Here is a 15928-nt window from a genome sequence, read left to right on the forward strand (position 1 = left end):
ACCCGCTCGGGCCGCGTCCGTACCCGCTCGGGCCGCGTCCGTACCGCTCAGGCGGGCGTCTCCGGGTTGGGGCCGACTCCCGGCTCGGGGGCGTTCGGGTCGGGGCGTTCGATGCCCGCCGCGCGGTAGGCGGCCGCCTCCTCCAGCGTCTCGTTGCTGAGCAGCGCGGCGCTGAGGGCGTCGAGCTTGTCGCGGTGCTCGCGCAGGAGCCGGAGGGCGTCCTCGTAGCACTCGTCGACGATCCGGCGCATCTCGGCGTCGACGGTGTCGAGGGTCGCGGGGGCGGCGGAGAGGCCGTACGCCTGCTGGGCGTCGCTCGGGATGGCGGTGAGCCGGCCGACGGTCTCGCTCATGCCCCAGCGGCCGACCATGCCGCGGGCGATGTTGGTGACCTGTTCGAGGTCGCTCTCGGCGCCGGTGGTGATGACGCCGAAGACGACCTGCTCGGCCGCCATGCCGCCGAGGGCGCCGATGATCCGGCCCCGCAGGTACTCCTCGGTGTAGGCGTACTTGTCGGCGTCGGGTGTGGACAGCGTGACGCCGAGGGCGCGGCCGCGGGGCACGATGGTGATCTTGCGGACGGGGTCGGCGCCGGGCTGGAGCATGCCGAGGAGGGCGTGGCCGCTCTCGTGGTAGGCGGTGCGGCGGCGTTCCTCCTCGGGCATGACGAGCGGGCGCTCGGCGCCGAGCTGGACCTTCTCCAGGGCGTCGGAGAGGTCGGACTGGGTGACGGCCCGCTGCTCGCGCTTGACGGCGAGGAGGGCGGCCTCGTTGGCGAGGTTGGCGAGTTCGGCGCCGGTCATGCCGGGAGTGGTGCGGGCGACCTGCTCCAGGTCGACGTCCTTGGCGAGCGGGATCTGCCGGGTGTGGATCCTGAGGATGGCCTCGCGGCCGCCCCGGTCGGGGGGGTTGACGTGGACGATCCGGTCGAAGCGGCCGGGGCGGGTGAGGGCGGGGTCGAGGACGTCGGCGCGGTTGGTGGCGGCGAGGACGATGACGCCCTCGGAGCCGGTGAAGCCGTCCATCTCGGTGAGGATCTGGTTGAGCGTCTGCTCGCGTTCGTCGTGGCCGCCCATGCCGGAGCCGCCGCCGCGGGCCCGGCCGATGGTGTCGATCTCGTCGATGAAGATGATCGCGGGGGCGACCTTGCGGGCCTCGGCGAAGAGTTCGCGGACCCGGGAGGCGCCGACGCCGACGATCATCTCGATGAACTCGGAGGCGGAGGCGGAGAAGAAGGGCACCCCGGCCTCGCCGGCGACGGCCCGGGCGAGGAGCGTCTTGCCGGTGCCGGGAGGTCCGGCGAGGAGGACGCCGCGGGGCATCTTGGCTCCCATCTCGCGGTAGGCCTGCGGGTTCTTCAGGAAGTCGACGACGTCGTTGAGCTCGCCCTCGACCTCGTCGATGCCGGCGACGTCGGCGAAGGTGGTGCGCTTGCCGCCCTCCACCTCGACGGGTTTGGGCGGCTGCTTGCGGCCCAGCATGCCGCCGGCCCCGCCCATGCCGGCGCTCATCCGGCGGGCGATGAAGACCCAGAGGAGGACGAGGAGCAGCATCGGGGCGAGCGAGAGGAGGAGGTTGGCGAGGAAGGAGCGTTCCTGTACGACGGGCTCGGCGGTGACGGTCACCTTCTGCTTGGTCAGCTGCGCCCACAGGTCGTCGTCGGCGAAGGCGGGCCGCTGGGTCTGGAACTTGGTGTAGTCGCCGTCGCCGTCGGGGACCGGCTGCTTCTCCTTCAGCTGGCCCTGGATGGCGTCGCCCTTGGAGTAGATCTTGGTGACGTTCCCGGCGGCGACCTGTTTGTCGAACTCGGTGTACGAGATCGTCGGCCCGTCGCCGTCGTTGAAGAACGACAGCACGACGTTGGCGATCAGGTACACGATGAGGGCGGTGAGGATGAGGCTGCCCCAGCCCCCCGGCATCCGCTTCTTCGGCGAGGGGGGCGGCGGTGCCCCTTCCGAGCGCCAGGGCTGGTCGGTCCGGTCGCGCGGGGGTACGGGGTTGGCCACTGGGCTCTCCTCGGGGCGGCAGTGGCCTCAGTATCGAAGATCATGACAAATGCGGCACTACGGGTGGGCCGTGCGGACGAGAAAGGGCCCGGGCCGGTTTCGCCGCTGCGAAACCGACCCGGGCCCCTCCGGTCTGCACCCGGTCCGCGCGGGGACGCGCGAGCGGGTGTCAGCCCATGAACTTCTTGAACTCGTCGGGCAGCTCGAAGTCCTGCGGGCCCTGGCCGGCGCCCGGCAGACCGAAGGCGCCGCCCTGCTGGGCCTGCTCCCGCTTCTCCTGGGCGGCCTGCTCGTCGGCCTTCCGCTTCATCGGGTTGCCGCTCTTGCGCTTGCCCTTGGCCTGCTTGACCTGCTTCTTCTGCCGACCGGGACCGCCGCCCATGCCCGGCATCCCGGGCATGCCGGGCAGGCCGCCGCCCTGGGCCATCCGGGACATCATCTTGCGGGCCTCGAAGAACCGCTCGACCAGGCTCTTCACCGCGCTGACCTCGACGCCGGAGCCCTTGGCGATGCGGGCGCGACGGGAGCCGTTGATGATCGTCGGGTCCTGGCGCTCGGCCGGGGTCATCGACTTGATGACGGCGGCGGTGCGGTCCACCTCGCGCTCGTCGATGTTGGCGATCTGCTCCTTCATCTGGCCCATGCCGGGCAGCATGCCGAGGAGCTTGGAGATGGAGCCCATCTTGCGGACCTGCTCCATCTGGGCGAGGAAGTCGTCCAGGGTGAAGTCCTGGCCCTTCTTCGACGCGAGCTTCGAGGCCATCTTGGCGGCCTCTTCCTCGTCGAAGGTCTGCTGGGCCTTCTCGATGAGCGACAGCATGTCGCCCATGCCGAGGATGCGGGACGCCATGCGGTCCGGGTGGAACGCGTCGAAGTCGTCCAGCTTCTCGCCGTTGGAGGCGAACATGATCTGCTTGCCGGTGACGTGCGCGATGGAGAGCGCGGCACCACCGCGGGCGTCGCCGTCGAGCTTGGAGAGCACGACGCCGTCGAAGCCGACGCCGTCGCGGAAGGCCTCGGCGGTGTTGACCGCGTCCTGACCGATCATGGCGTCGACGACGAAGAGGATCTCGTCGGGGCTGACGGCGTCGCGGATGTCCGCGGCCTGCTGCATCAGCTCCTGGTCGATGCCGAGGCGGCCGGCGGTGTCGACGATGACGACGTCGAAGACCTTGGAGCGCGCGTACTCGATCGAGTCCTTGGCGACCTGGACCGGGTCGCCGACGCCGTTGCCCGGCTGCGGGCCGTAGAAGGCGACGCCCGCGCGGTCGGCGACGACCGAGAGCTGGTTGACGGCGTTGGGGCGCTGGAGGTCACAGGCGACGAGCAGCGGCGAGTGCCCCTGACCCTTCAGCCAGAGGCCGAGCTTTCCGGCGAGGGTGGTCTTACCGGCACCCTGGAGACCGGCGAGCATGATCACGGTCGGCGCGGTCTTGGCGAACCGCAGCCGCCGGGTCTCGCCGCCGAGGATCGACACCAGCTCGTCGTTGACGATCTTGATGACCTGCTGGGAGGGGTTCAGCGCCTTGGAGACCTCGGCGCCGAGGGCCCGCTCCTTGACGTTCTTGATGAACGCGCGGACGACGGGCAGGGCGACGTCGGCCTCGAGGAGGGCGATACGGATTTCCCGGGCCGCGCTGTCGATGTCCTGCTCGGAGAGGCGGCCTTTGCCCCGGAGGGACTTGAAAGTCGCGCTGAGGCGGTCGGAAAGCGTATCGAACACGGTGGTCGCGATCCTCGGGTCGGGGCGGATGGTCGCCACCCAGGGTATCCGGAGCCGGGCGGGCCCTGTCCTCTCCGGTCGGATCGGCCGGAGAGGCCCTGCTCACCCCAGCGCCGCCTCCAGCGTCCGGGCCAGGTCGACGGCCTCCTCGTCCGGGAGGAGGGAGCCGTCCGGACGGGTCACGTAGAGGGTGTCGACGGCGTTGGCGCCGAGGGTGGAGACGTGGGCGCTGCGGACGCGTACGGCCGCTCCCTCCAGGGCGCGGCCGATCCGGTGCAGCAGGCCGGGGGCGTCCTGGGCGCGGACCTCCAGGACGGTGGCGAGGCGGGATTCGGCGGGGGCGACGGTGACGCGGGGCGGCGGGGCCTGGACGCCGCGGCGGCGCGGGTAGGCGGCCTCGCGTTCGGCGAGGCGGGCGGGGATGTCGAGGGTGCCGTCGAGGGCGCGCAGCAGGTCGGCACGGAGCCGGTGGCCCTGGGGCAGGGAGCCGTACTCGGCGGCGACCCGCCAGTCGAGGACGAGGACGGAGCCGGGGCCGGGGCCCAGTTCGGCGGGGAGTTCCACGGCGCGCAGGTCGGCGGCGCGGACGGTGAGCCGGTGGAGGGCGAGGACGCCGGCGACGGCGGGCAGCACGCCGGGCTGGTCGGGCAGGGCGATGACGAGTTCGACGCCGACGGGTTCGGGCTCGTCCGGGTCGAGGGGCTGTTCGCCCTGGGTGTGGAGGGCGAGGACGGGTTCGCCGGTGCGCAGGGCCTCGACGGCGAGGCGTTCCTGTTCGGCGCTGGGGGCGGCGGCCTCCGGGTCGGGCAGCGGCTCTCCGGCGAGGACGCCGGTGACGCGTTTGACGAGGTCGGCGACGAGGGAGGCGCGCCAGGCGGACCAGGCGGCGGGTCCGGTGGCCAGGGCGTCGGCCTCGGTGAGGGCGTGGAGGAGTTCGAGGGTGCCGACGGTGCCGACGGCGGCGGCGACGGACTCGACCGTGGCGGGGTCGTCGAGGTCGCGGCGGGTGGCGGTCTCGACGAGGAGCAGGTGGTGGCGGACGACGGTGGCGACGGTGGCGGTGTCGGTGCGGTCGAAGCCGATGCGGGCGGCGAGGTCGCGGGCGATGGTCTCGCCGGCGACGGAGTGGTCGCCGGGCCAGCCCTTGCCGATGTCGTGGAGGAGGGCGGCGACGAGGAGGAGGTCGGGGCGGCCGACGCGGCGGGTGAGGGAGGCGGCGCGGACGGCGGTCTCGACGAGGTGGCGGTCGACGGTCCAGGTGTGGACGGGGTTGCGCTGGGGGCGGTGGCGGACGCGCTCCCAGTCGGGCAGCAGGCGGGTGACGAGTCCCTCGGCCTCCAGGGCCTCCCAGACGGGGACGGCGGGGGCGCCGGCGCCGAGGAGGGTGACGAGGGCCTCGCGGGCCTCGGCGGGCCAGGGCACGGGCAGCGCCTTGGCGGTGGCGGCGAGGCGGCGGACGGCGTGCGGGGAGAGCGGCAGGCCGTGCTGGGCGGCCGCGGCGGCGGCGCGGAGCGGGAGGGCGGGGTCGCGTTCGGGCCGTGCCGAGAGGGCCAGGACGGCCTCGCCGTCCATCTCGACGACGCCCTCGGCGAGCGGGGTGCGCTCGACGGGCTGCTTCCGCTCGCCGGCGCGGCCGCCGAGGAGGGTGCGGAGCCGGGGGCGGGCGGAGCGGGCCTTGAGGACGCGGCCGACCTCGCGCCAGGTGACGTCGGAGGCGTACGTGACGATGCCGGCGGCCTCGTACACCTCGCGGAGCAGGGTGTCGGCGTCGAGGAGGCCGAGTTCGGCGGCGACGGCGTCCTGTTCCTGGAGGGCGAGGCGGTCGGTGGCGCGGCCGGTGGCGAGGTGGAGGGCGTCGCGGGCGTCGAGGAGGCGGCGGCGGGCGGTGTCGAGGCCGTCGCGGGGGGCGTCGGCGAGCCAGGAGGCGGCGACGGCGCGCAGGGCCTGGGCGTCGCGGAGGCCGCCGCGGGCCTCCTTGAGGTCGGGTTCGAGGAGGAAGCGGAGTTCGCCGGCGCGTTCGGCGCGGTCGCGGCAGAGTTCGGCGAGTTCGGGGAGGCGGCGGACGGCCTGGTTGCGCCAGTCGGCGAGGACGGTGGAGCGCAGGGCGGCGGCGAGGGCGGTGTCCCCGGCGAGCGGCCGGGCGTCGAGGAGGCCGAGCTGGACCTTGAGGTCCTCGGCGGCGGTGGCGCGGGCCTGGGCGGGGGTGCGGACCGAGTGGTCGAGGGCGATCCCGAGGTCCCAGACGGGGTACCAGAGGCGGTCGGCGAGGGCGGCGACGGCTTCCTGGGGGGCGCTGCCGTCGTGCAGCAGGAGGAGGTCGAGGTCGCTGCGCGGGGAGAGCTCGGCGCGGCCGTAGCCGCCGACGGCGACGAGGGCGACCCCCTTGGGCGGTGCGGCGGCGGCGAAGAGGGCGGCGAGCCACTCGTCGGTGAGGCGGGCGAGGGCGGTGCGGCGCTCGGGGCCGGACGGCGGCTTCTCCTGGAGGAGCCGCAGCCGGGCCGCCGCGTAGCCTCCCCCGACCTCTCGGCCCCGCTCGACCGGGGGGGAGCCCCACTCCTGGCCTTCGGTCGCGTCCTGCGGTTCGAGGGTGGTCACCGGCGGCTCCTTCTGTGCGGCGGGGGTGCGGAAACGGCCCGGCGGACCGGTGGGGTCCGTCGGGCCGTGCTCCTAGAGGGCGTCCGGTCCGCGCTCGCCCGTGCGGACGCGGACGGCGGTCTCGACCGGGACGCTCCAGACCTTTCCGTCACCGATCTTGCCGGTGCGGGCGGCCTTCACGACGACGTCGATGAGCTGTTCGGCGTCCTCGTCCTCGACCAGCACCTCGATGCGGATCTTGGGGACGAGGTCGACGGTGTACTCGGCTCCGCGGTAGACCTCGGTGTGGCCGCGCTGGCGTCCGTACCCGCTGGCCTCGGTGACGGTGAGGCCGTGGACCCCGAAGGCCTGGAGGGCCTCCTTGATCTCGTCGAGCCGGTGCGGCTTCACGACCGCGGTGATGAGCTTCATGCGTCCACCTTCTTGTTCTCCGTGACAACCGGCGCGGCGACGGCGGTGCTGCGCCCGGAGGCGCCGCCGCCGGCTCCGCTGAAGTCGTAGGCGGTCTCGGCGTGCTCGACCTGGTCGATGCCGGAGACCTCGTCGTCCTCGCTGACCCGCATGCCCATGGTCTTGTCGATGACGAGGGCGAGGATCGCGGAGACGACCAGGGAGTAGGCGAGGACGGCGAAGACGCCGACGGCCTGCTTGCCGAGCTGCTCCAGGCCGCCGCCGTAGAAGAGGCCCTTGGCCTCGGACTGGACGCCGCCGGTGGCGAAGAAGCCGACGAGGAGGGAGCCGATGACACCGCCGACGAGGTGGACGCCGACGACGTCGAGGGAGTCGTCGTAGCCGAACTTGTACTTGAGGCCGACGGCCATGGCGCAGACGAGGCCGGCGACGGCGCCGATGGCGATGGCGCCGAGCGGGGAGCAGGAGCCGCCGGAGGGGGTGATGGCGACGAGGCCGGCGACGGCGCCGGAGGCGGCGCCGAGGGTGGTGAAGGAGCCGTGGCGGAGCTTCTCGTAGGCGAGCCAGGCGAGCATGGCGGCGCCGGTGGCGACCTGGGTGTTGACGAACATCACGGCGCCGACGCCGTCGTCGTTGCCGAGCCACGAGCCGGCGTTGAAGCCGAACCAGCCGAACCAGAGGAGGCCGGCGCCGAGCATGACCAGCGGGAGGCTGTGCGGGCGCATCGGGTCCTTCTTGAAGCCGACGCGCTTGCCGATGACGAGGATGACGCCGAGGGCGGCCGCGCCGGCGTTGATGTGGACGGCCGTGCCGCCGGCGAAGTCGATGACGCCCATCTCGAAGAGCCAGCCGCCGGCGCCCCAGACCCAGTGGGCGACGGGGAAGTAGACGACCGTGACCCAGAGGGTGATGAAGAGGGCCCAGGCGGTGAACTTGACCCGGTCGGCGAGGGCGCCGCTGATCAGGGCGGGGGTGAGGATGGCGAACATCAGCTGGAAGACGGCGAAGACGTACACCGGGATGGTGTAGCCGTCCCAGAGTTCGGTGACGCCGATGCCGCTGAGGCCGAGGTAGTCGGAGGACCAGCCGACGAGGCCGCCGGAGTCGGTGCCGAAGGCGAGGCTGAAGCCGTAGAGCACCCACAGGACCGTGACGATCCCGAGGCTGATGAAGCTCATCATCAGCATGTTGAGGGTGGACTTGACGCGGACCATGCCTCCGTAGAAGAAGGCCAGGGCCGGGGTCATCAGCATGACCAGGGCGGAGCAGATGAGCATGAACCCGGTGTTGGCGGCGGACAGCTCGGGGGCGTCTGCTGCCAGGGTCGTGATGGCTGGTGCCATCGGCGTCTCCTCGTCGTCGGATGCGGCCTGTGCGGGGCGGGGCCGGCGGTGAGCGGCGGCCTGAGGGGTGGCCGGTTATGGGCCAGAGATTCGCGCAGCGCGGTTTCCGACGATGCCGCTCGATGTTTCGGGGCAGTGACGAAGGGAGGGGGCGTGTTACGTGACCGTGAACACCCGGGTCACGGGGAGGTAACGGGCGTACGCTCCCGGCTCGGGCCGCCGGGGGCGGGGCGGGGGCCGGGACGCGGACCGGCCGCGCCGGCGTCCGTGTGACCTGTGCGGCGGGGGAGCCGAGTCGGGCAGTACGGGACGTCCGGCGCGGCCGGGGTCGTGGGGCTCGCGGGAGCCGGCGGGGCGGTCAGACGGCCTCGGCGGACTCGGGCAGGAGCAGGGTGAGCCGGTCGGTGAGGTCGACGACCTCGGCGACGTCGCCGAAGTCGCGGGCGGCGGTGTCGACGGTCTTGCGGAGCCGGTTGTTGACCCGCTCGGAGCGGATCGAGCGGGCGACCCCGAGGGCCTTCTCGGCGAGGACGACGGACTGCTCGGGCTCGCGCTTGAGCAGGTGGACGGTGGCCATGCCGATGAGGTTGAGGGCGTACGACCGCTGGTGGTCGGGGTCCTTCTCGAAGAGCTCGACGGCCCGCTCCATGACGGGCTCGGCCAGCGAGGCGTAGGTCGGGGAGCGGCCGGCGACGTAGGCGAGGTCGCGGTAGGAGTGGGAGTTCTCGCCGTTGAGTTCGGCCTCGGTGAAGAAGCGGATCCAGTCGGGCTCGGGGCCGCCTTCGAAGGTGGCGTCGGCGAAGGTGTCCTCGGCCATCCGGACGGCCCGCTTGCACTTGGAGGGCTGGCCCATGTTGGCGTAGGCGCGGGCCTCCATCGCATACAGCATGGCCTGGGTGCGGGGGGTGGCGCAGTCCCGACTGCCGTACTGGGCGAGGTGGATGAGTTCGAGGGCGTCGTCGGGGCGGCCGAGGTGGATCATCTGCCGGCTCATGGAGGAGAGGATGTACGAGCCCAGCGGCTTGTCGCCGGCCTCCTTGGCGGCGTGCAGGGCGAGGACGAAGTACTTCTGGGCGGTGGGCTGGAGGCCCACGTCGTAGCTCATCCAGCCGGCGAGTTCGGCCAGTTCGGCGGCGACGGTGAACAGGCGCCGGGCGGTGGGGGCCGGCTGGGCCTCCTGGAGGAGGTCGGTGACCTCGTGGAGCTGGCCGACGACGGCCTTGCGGCGCAGCCCGCCGCCGCACTGGGCGTCCCACTTGCGGAACATGGCGGTGGTGGATTCGAGGAGGTCGAGCTCGATCTCGGAGAGCCGGCGCGGGCGGCGGCCGTCGGAGGGGTCGGCGGCGGGTTCGCCGGTGGGGGTGGGCACCAGCCAGCGCTGCATGGGCTCGATGAGGGCGGGTCCGGCGGCGAGCTGGAGCGAGGAGCCGAGGAAGCCGCGCCGGGCGAGCATGAGGTCGCTGCGGGAGAACTCGCTGAGCAGGGAGACGGTCTGCGGTCCGGCCCAGGGCAGGTCGACTCCGGAGACGGAGGGCGTCTGGTGGGCGGTGCGCAGTCCGAGGTCCTCGATGGCGACGACGGAGCCGAAGCGCTCGGAGAACAGCTCGGAGAGGATTCTCGGGATGGGTTCGCGGGGTTGTTCGCCGTCGAGCCAGCGGCGCACCCGGGAGGTGTCGGTGGAGATGTGGTGGGCGCCCATCTGGCGTGCCCTGCGGTTGACCTGGCGGGCGAGTTCGCCCTTGGACCAGCCGCTGCGCACGAACCACGAGCCGAGCCGCTCGTTGGGGCGCTTGCCGGCATTCGTACCGTCTGTGCCGCTGCCGCCCACTGGAACGCCCCCATCCACCTGATTGCCTGTCGTGCGAACCCCTATCAGAATGCCGCGTCCCGCGGCTCCCCGCTCGGTGTTCCGACTCCTTCGAACGGGAAACCGGCTTGCCTCCGGCATACCCACCCGCGCATGCCCCTCCGGGCTCCGGGTACCGAAAGTAATCCTACGATCACCCCTGTCGTGAGGGCGTGACAAGAAACGCCACCATTCGCCACCCCTTCGAATGAACTCGCCGGGCGCTCCACACGATTCACTTGACATGCGACGAACCGGAGTCGGCGGACGGAAGCGCGAAGAGGCGCGCGCCACCGTGCGCACCACCCCACGCACGACCGTGCGCCACCCTGGGCGACGAACCCCGGGCGAGGCGTCACCGTCCGTCACGAGGGTGCTTCGGGTCGTAACCACCGGCGCGTCCGACCCGTTGGAGGGGGCATGGGCTTCACGATCGGCGGCATTCGTGAGATGCGGGCCGGCACACGGCGCCGCGCGCGCACCACCGAGTGCACGGCGGTGGCCGAGTACACCGGACTCTGGGGCTGGGACGTCCAGCCCGGCGCGCGGGCCGTCTCCGGCCAGTGCTCCTGCGGCGACCGGGCCTGCGCGGCCCCGGGCGCGCACCCCCTCTCCTTCGCGTCGCCGGTACCGGCCGGCGCGGGGCTCGACGACGCGACCAAGGCGTGGGCGGAGTACCCCGGGGCGGCGCTGCTGCTGCCGGTGGGCCGCGCCTTCGACGTGATCGACGTGGCCGAGGCGGCGGGCCGGCGGGCGCTGGTCCGGATGGAGCGGATGGGGCTGCCGCTGGGTCCGGTGTGCGCGACGCCGAGCGGCCGGGCGCAGTTCTTCGTGGCGCCGGGCGCGGCGGAGGAGCTGCCGCGGCTGCTGTACCGGATGGGCTGGGACGACGCGGATCTGGACCTGCACTGCCTGGGGCCGGGCAGCCACATCACCGCTCCCCCGTCGAACCTGGGCGGGCTGGGGCCGGTGCGCTGGCTGCGGCCGCCGACGCTGGACACGGCGGGAGCGCCGCCGCAGGCCCGGCTGCTGCTCGGCACGCTGGCGTACATGTGCCATCGGACGCACGGCTGACGGTACGGAGAAGGGCCCCCGCTCGTGAGGAGCGGGGGCCCTTCCGTGTTCCCGGTGTGTCGTCGCGCGGGGTCAGTCGCCGATCAGGGCGTCGACGAAGGCGCCCGGCTCGAAGGGGGCCAGGTCGTCCGGGCCCTCGCCGAGGCCGACGAGCTTGACGGGGACGCCGAGCTCGCGCTGGACGGCGACCACGATGCCGCCCTTGGCGGTGCCGTCGAGCTTGGTCAGGACGATGCCGGTGATGTCGACGACCTCGGCGAAGACGCGGGCCTGGATGAGGCCGTTCTGCCCGGTGGTGGCGTCGAGGACGAGGAGGATCTCGTCGAGCGGCCCGTGCTTCTCGACGACGCGCTTGACCTTGCCGAGCTCGTCCATGAGGCCGGTCTTGGTGTGCAGGCGGCCGGCGGTGTCGATCAGGACGACGTCGGCCTTCTCGGCGATGCCCTCCTTGACCGCGTCGAAGGCGATCGAGGCGGGGTCGCCGCCCTCGGGGCCGCGGACGGTGCGGGCGCCGACCCGGTCGCCCCAGGTCTGGAGCTGGTCGGCGGCGGCGGCGCGGAAGGTGTCGGCGGCGCCGAGGACGACGGACTTGCCGTCGGCCACCAGGACGCGGGCGAGCTTGCCGGTGGTGGTGGTCTTGCCGGTGCCGTTGACGCCGACGACCATGACGACGCCGGGGACGTCCTCGGGGCTCTCGGTGTGGACGGTGCGGTCGTAGTCGCCGAGCAGGGCGACGAGCTCCTCGCGGAGCAGGTCGCGCAGCTCGTCGGGGGTGCGGGTGCCGAGCACCTTGACCCGCTCGCGCAGCCGGTCGACCAGCTCCTGGGTGGGGGCGACGCCGACGTCGGCGGTGAGGAGGGTCTCCTCGATCTCCTCCCAGGTGTCCTCGTCGAGGTGCTCGCGGGAGAGCAGGGTCAGCAGCCCCTTGCCCAGCGAGTTCTGGGAGCGGGCGAGCCGGGCCCGGAGGCGGACGAGGCGTCCGGCGGTGGGCTCGGGCACCTCGATCTCGGGTGCGGGCGGGGCCTCGGCGACGACCGGGTCCTCAAGGGCGGCGGGGGTCTCGACCGCCTCCTCGGCGGTCGGGAGGTCGACCTCCTCGACGGTGCGGCGTGGTTCTTCCCGCGGTGTCTCCGCCTCGTCGCCGACGTGCGGCTCGGCGGGCGGAGCGGTGATGGTCGGCGTGGTGGACGGCGGCTCGGCCGGCGGCAGCTGCTTCTTCTTGCGACCGCTGATCACGAGCCCGCTCGTCACGGCGACCGCGACGACCAGAGCGATGACTACAGCAAGGATGAGTTCCATAACGTCCACCAGTATCGGACACGAGCCGCCCGGTGACACCGTACGCACGCAGCGTGGGTCGCGGGTCGGGGGCCGTCCGGGGCGTTCTCATCTGACGCCCCGTCAGCTATGGTCGCCCCTCGCCGGCAGCCCACCCGCGGAGGGGACCCCATGGCCTTCAGCGTCGTTCGTCTCAACCTGGTCGACCCGCGCGCCACCCCCGAGTCCCTCGCGGACCGCTACCGCGCCGCCCTGGAGATGGCGGCCTACGCCGACGGGCACGGGGTGGACACCGTGCAGACCGAGGAGCACCACGGGGTGGAGAACAACTGGCTCCCCTCCCCCTTCGTCTTCGCGGGCGCGGTCTTCGGCGCCACCCGCCGGATCGCGGTCACGGTCTCCGCGATCATCGGCCCGCTGCACGACCCGCTGCGGCTGGCGGAGGACATCGCGGTGCTCGACCTGCTGAGCCGCGGCCGGCTGATGACGGTGGCGGGGATCGGCTACCGGCCGGAGGAGTACGAGGAGCGCGGCGTCGACTGGGGGCGGCGCGGGAAGCTCCAGGACGAGCTCCTGGAGACCCTGCTGGCCGCCTGGACCGGCGAGCCCTTCACCTACCGGGGCCGTACCGTACGGGTCACCCCGCGGCCCTTCACCCGGCCGCACCCGCTGCTGCTGGTCGGCGGCTCGTCGAAGGCGGCGGCGCGGCGGGCGGCCCGGCTGGGGCTGCCCTTCTTCCCGTCGGCGCACCTGCCGGAGCTGGAGGCGTACTACCGGGAGCGGTGCGCGGAGTACGGCACCGACGGCTGGACGATGATGCCGGGGCGGGAGACCCCGCTGCTGCACGTGTCGGAGGACCCGGACCGGACCTGGGCGGAGTACGGGGAGCACTTCCTGCACGAGGCGCGGACCTACGCCTCCTGGCAGTCGAAGGACATCCGCTCGGCGGTGCGGTCGGCGGCGACGAGCGTGGCGGAGCTCCGCGCGGAGGGGGTGTACCGGGTGGTGACGCCCGGGGAGTGCGCGGAGCTCGGCCTGGAGAGCCTGGTGCTGCACCCGCTGTGCGGCGGGATGCCGGTGGAGGAGGGGTGGCGGAGCCTGCGCCTCTTCTGCGACGAGGTGCTGCCCCGCCTCGGGGCGTAGCCGCCGGGGCGGTCAGCCCATCTCCTCCAGCGACTTGCCCTTGGTCTCCTTGACGTACCTGAGCACGAAGGGGATGGAGAGCACGGCGAAGACGGTGTAGATGATGTAGGTGCCGGAGAGGTTCCAGTCCGAGAGGGACGGGAAGCTGGCGGTGATGGCCCAGTTGGCGATCCACTGGGCGGAGGCGGCGACGCCGAGGGCGGCGGCGCGGATCCGGTTGGGGAACATCTCGCCGAGGAAGACCCAGACCACCACGCCCCAGGAGAGGGCGAAGAAGAGCACGAAGACGTGGGCGGCGACGAGGGCGACCACGCCCTGGGTCTCGGGGAGCTTGCCGTCGACGAGGTCGGCGGAGAAGGCCCACGCCTCGAAGGCGAGGGCGATCGCCATGCCGACGGAGCCGACGAGGGCGAGCGGCTTGCGGCCGACCCGGTCGACCAGGACCATCGCGATCACGGTGCCGATGATGTTGATGATCGACGTGGTGAACGAGTAGAAGAACGAGCTCGACGGGTCGATGCCGACGGACTGCCAGAGCGTCGAGGAGTAGTAGAAGGCGACGTTGATGCCGACGAGCTGCTGGAAGACCGAGAGTCCGATGCCGACCCAGACGATGGGCAGCAGGCGGAAGCGGCTGCCGGGGGCGAGCAGGTCCTTGAAGGTGGACTTGTGCTCGCTGCGCATGGCCCGGTCGATCTCGGCGACGCGGTGGTCGAGGTCGACGCCCTTGCCCTCGACCTCGGCGAGGACCTCCTTGGCCCGGTCGGTCTTCCCCACGGAGATGAGGAAGCGGGGGGACTCGGGGATGGCGAAGGAGAGCAGCCCGTAGAGGAGGGCGGGGACGACCATCACGCCGAGCATCCACTGCCACGCCTCCAGGCCGCCGATCTCCCCGCGCTGGTCGCCGTCGGCGAGCTGGAGGATGCCGTAGTTGACGAGCTGGGAGATGGCGATGCCGATGACGATCGCGGCCTGCTGGAAGGAGCCGAGCCTGCCCCGGTAGGCGGCGGGGGCGACCTCGGCGATGTAGGCGGGGCCGATGACGGAGGCCATGCCGATGGCGAAGCCGCCGATGATCCGCCAGAAGGCGAGGTCCCAGAGGGCGAAGGGCAGTGCGGAGCCGACGGCGCTGACGGTGAAGAGGGCGGCCGAGATCTGCATGCAGCGGATGCGGCCGATGCGGTCGGCGATCCGGCCGGCGGTCGCGGCGCCGATGGCGCAGCCGATCAGGGCGATGGCGATGACCTGGGCGAGGGTCGCGGAGCCGATGTCGTAGCGGTCGCGGATGGCTTCGACGGCGCCGTTGATGACGGAGCTGTCGTAGCCGAAGAGGAAGCCGCCCATCGCGGCGGAGGCGGTGATGAAGATGACGTGGCCGAGGTGGTCCGGGTGCGCCGCCCTGCCTTCGGAAGGGGGCGGCGTGGGGGCGTGCGCGGTGTCGGTCACATCGACTCCTCGGTGTGGCGGTCCTTCGGTCCTCTTCCCGGATGTCCGGGAGGCTTCCGGTTACCCAGGATCCCCAGTGGCGCACACCTTCGGTCCCGCCACCACTTCAGCGGAGCCGCTGGCTGATCACCTTCGAGACGCCGTCGCCCTGCATGGAGACCCCGTACAGCGCGTCCGCGACCTCCATCGTCCGCTTCTGGTGGGTGATCACGATGAGCTGTGAGGACTCCTGGAGCTCCCGCATGATCCGGATCAGGCGCTGGAGGTTGGTGTCGTCGAGCGCCGCCTCGACCTCGTCCATGACGTAGAAGGGGCTCGGCCGGGCCTTGAAGATCGAGACCAGCAGGGCCACGGCGGTCAGCGAGCGCTCGCCGCCGGAGAGCAGCGAGAGCCGCTTGACCTTCTTGCCGGGCGGGCGGGCCTCCACGTCGACGCCGGTGGTGAGCATGGAGTCCGGGTCGGTGAGGACCAGCCGGCCCTCGCCGCCGGGGAAGAGGCGGGAGAAGACGCCCTCGAACTCGCGGGCGGTGTCGTGGTACGCCTCCGTGAAGACCTGCTCGACCCGCTGGTCGACCTCCTTCACGACCTGGAGGAGGTCGGCGCGGGTCTTCTTCAGGTCCTCCAGCTGCTCGGAGAGGAAGCGGTGCCGCTCCTCCAGGGCCGCGAACTCCTCCAGGGCGAGCGGGTTGACCTTGCCGAGCTGCTGGAAGGCGCGCTCGGCCGCTTTCAGTCGCTTCTCCTGCTCCGAACGGATGAACGGGCGCGGCTGGTTGCGGGGGTCGTCCGGGTCCTCCGGCAGCGTCTCCCCCTCGGCGGGCGGCGACGGCGGGACGGGCTGGTCGGGGCCGTACTCGGCGGTGAGCGCGCCGGTCTCGACCCCGAACTCCTCCAGGGCCTTCGCCTCCAGCTGCTCGATCCGCAGCCGCTTCTCCGCGCCGAGGACCTCGCCGCGGTGGACGGAGTCGGTGAGCTTGTCGAGCGCGGCCTTGAGTTCGCGGCCCCGGGCGCGGGCGGCGCCGAGGCCCTCCTCGGCGGCGGCCCGGACGGCGGCGGCGGCGGCGGC

11 protein-coding genes are annotated in these 15928 nt (G+C 72.6%); 2 read left to right on the forward strand and 9 right to left on the reverse strand.

Annotation, left to right across the window (positions count from 1 at the left end; translation table 11 throughout):
• Window positions 1-47: 47 nt before the first annotated feature.
• From ftsH to nsdA, 6 genes are all read right to left on the reverse strand, one after another.
• The gene (ftsH, locus tag IE321_RS26900; RefSeq protein ID WP_051842639.1) at window positions 48-2006 is read right to left on the reverse strand and encodes an ATP-dependent zinc metalloprotease FtsH; all 1959 of its coding nucleotides are present in this window, start codon (window positions 2004-2006) and stop codon (window positions 48-50) included.
• A 169-nt stretch (window positions 2007-2175) separates the two neighbouring features.
• The gene (ffh, locus tag IE321_RS26905; protein WP_043229395.1) at window positions 2176-3729 is read right to left on the reverse strand and encodes a signal recognition particle protein; all 1554 of its coding nucleotides are present in this window, start codon (window positions 3727-3729) and stop codon (window positions 2176-2178) included.
• Window positions 3730-3831: 102 nt separating this feature from the next.
• Window positions 3832-6222 carry a [protein-PII] uridylyltransferase gene (locus IE321_RS26910; protein WP_051842640.1) on the reverse strand — a complete coding sequence of 797 codons (2391 nt, stop codon included), beginning with the start codon at window positions 6220-6222 and terminating at the stop codon, window positions 3832-3834.
• 174 nt (window positions 6223-6396) lie between these two features.
• The gene (locus tag IE321_RS26915) at window positions 6397-6735 is read right to left on the reverse strand and encodes a P-II family nitrogen regulator (RefSeq protein ID WP_015036464.1); all 339 of its coding nucleotides are present in this window, start codon (window positions 6733-6735) and stop codon (window positions 6397-6399) included.
• Window positions 6732-8078: an ammonium transporter gene (locus IE321_RS26920; RefSeq protein ID WP_043229363.1), complete on the reverse strand. Its 1347-nt coding sequence runs from the start codon at window positions 8076-8078 to the stop codon at window positions 6732-6734. The genes IE321_RS26915 and IE321_RS26920 overlap by 4 nt, the downstream gene beginning before the upstream one ends.
• Window positions 8079-8436: 358 nt before the next feature.
• Window positions 8437-9906: a transcriptional repressor NsdA gene (nsdA, locus tag IE321_RS26925; RefSeq protein WP_043229362.1), complete on the reverse strand. Its 1470-nt coding sequence runs from the start codon at window positions 9904-9906 to the stop codon at window positions 8437-8439.
• 438 nt (window positions 9907-10344) lie between these two features.
• Between nsdA and IE321_RS26930 the strand changes: the two genes are divergently transcribed.
• The gene (locus IE321_RS26930; RefSeq protein ID WP_043229360.1) at window positions 10345-10998 is read left to right on the forward strand and encodes a bifunctional DNA primase/polymerase; all 654 of its coding nucleotides are present in this window, start codon (window positions 10345-10347) and stop codon (window positions 10996-10998) included.
• A gap of 72 nt (window positions 10999-11070) precedes the next feature.
• Here IE321_RS26930 and ftsY read toward each other — a convergent pair whose 3' ends face one another.
• The gene (gene ftsY / locus IE321_RS26935) at window positions 11071-12297 is read right to left on the reverse strand and encodes a signal recognition particle-docking protein FtsY (protein WP_043229359.1); all 1227 of its coding nucleotides are present in this window, start codon (window positions 12295-12297) and stop codon (window positions 11071-11073) included.
• 150 nt (window positions 12298-12447) lie between these two features.
• Here ftsY and IE321_RS26940 point away from each other — a divergent pair, with 150 nt between their 5' ends.
• On the forward strand, window positions 12448-13419 hold the full coding sequence (locus IE321_RS26940; protein ID WP_043229358.1) for an LLM class flavin-dependent oxidoreductase: 972 nt from the start codon (window positions 12448-12450) through the stop codon (window positions 13417-13419).
• Between the two features lie 12 nt (window positions 13420-13431).
• Here the strand turns inward: IE321_RS26940 and IE321_RS26945 are convergent, their stop codons facing one another.
• Both IE321_RS26945 and IE321_RS26950 read right to left on the reverse strand, forming a co-directional pair.
• Window positions 13432-14865 (reverse strand): sugar porter family MFS transporter, encoded by a 1434-nt coding sequence (locus tag IE321_RS26945; RefSeq protein ID WP_043229356.1) that lies wholly within the window; start codon window positions 14863-14865, stop codon window positions 13432-13434.
• A gap of 106 nt (window positions 14866-14971) precedes the next feature.
• Window positions 14972-15928: AAA family ATPase (locus IE321_RS26950; protein ID WP_190224851.1), on the reverse strand; the 957-nt coding region annotated here is incomplete at its 5' end.

Origin of the sequence: Streptomyces hydrogenans (genome assembly GCF_014656075.1) — a bacterium.
In the GTDB taxonomy this organism is placed as follows: domain Bacteria; phylum Actinomycetota; class Actinomycetes; order Streptomycetales; family Streptomycetaceae; genus Streptomyces; species Streptomyces hydrogenans.

Coding starts and splice junctions, on each gene's coding strand:
- IE321_RS26940 (WP_043229358.1), top strand. CDS start 12,448: ATGGCCTTCAGCGTCGTTCGTCTCAACCTGGTCGACCCGCGCGCCACC.
- IE321_RS26930 (WP_043229360.1), top strand. CDS start 10,345: ATGGGCTTCACGATCGGCGGCATTCGTGAGATGCGGGCCGGCACACGG.
- IE321_RS26915 (WP_015036464.1), bottom strand. CDS start 6,735: ATGAAGCTCATCACCGCGGTCGTGAAGCCGCACCGGCTCGACGAGATC.
- IE321_RS26920 (WP_043229363.1), bottom strand. CDS start 8,078: ATGGCACCAGCCATCACGACCCTGGCAGCAGACGCCCCCGAGCTGTCC.
- ftsY (WP_043229359.1), bottom strand. CDS start 12,297: ATGGAACTCATCCTTGCTGTAGTCATCGCTCTGGTCGTCGCGGTCGCC.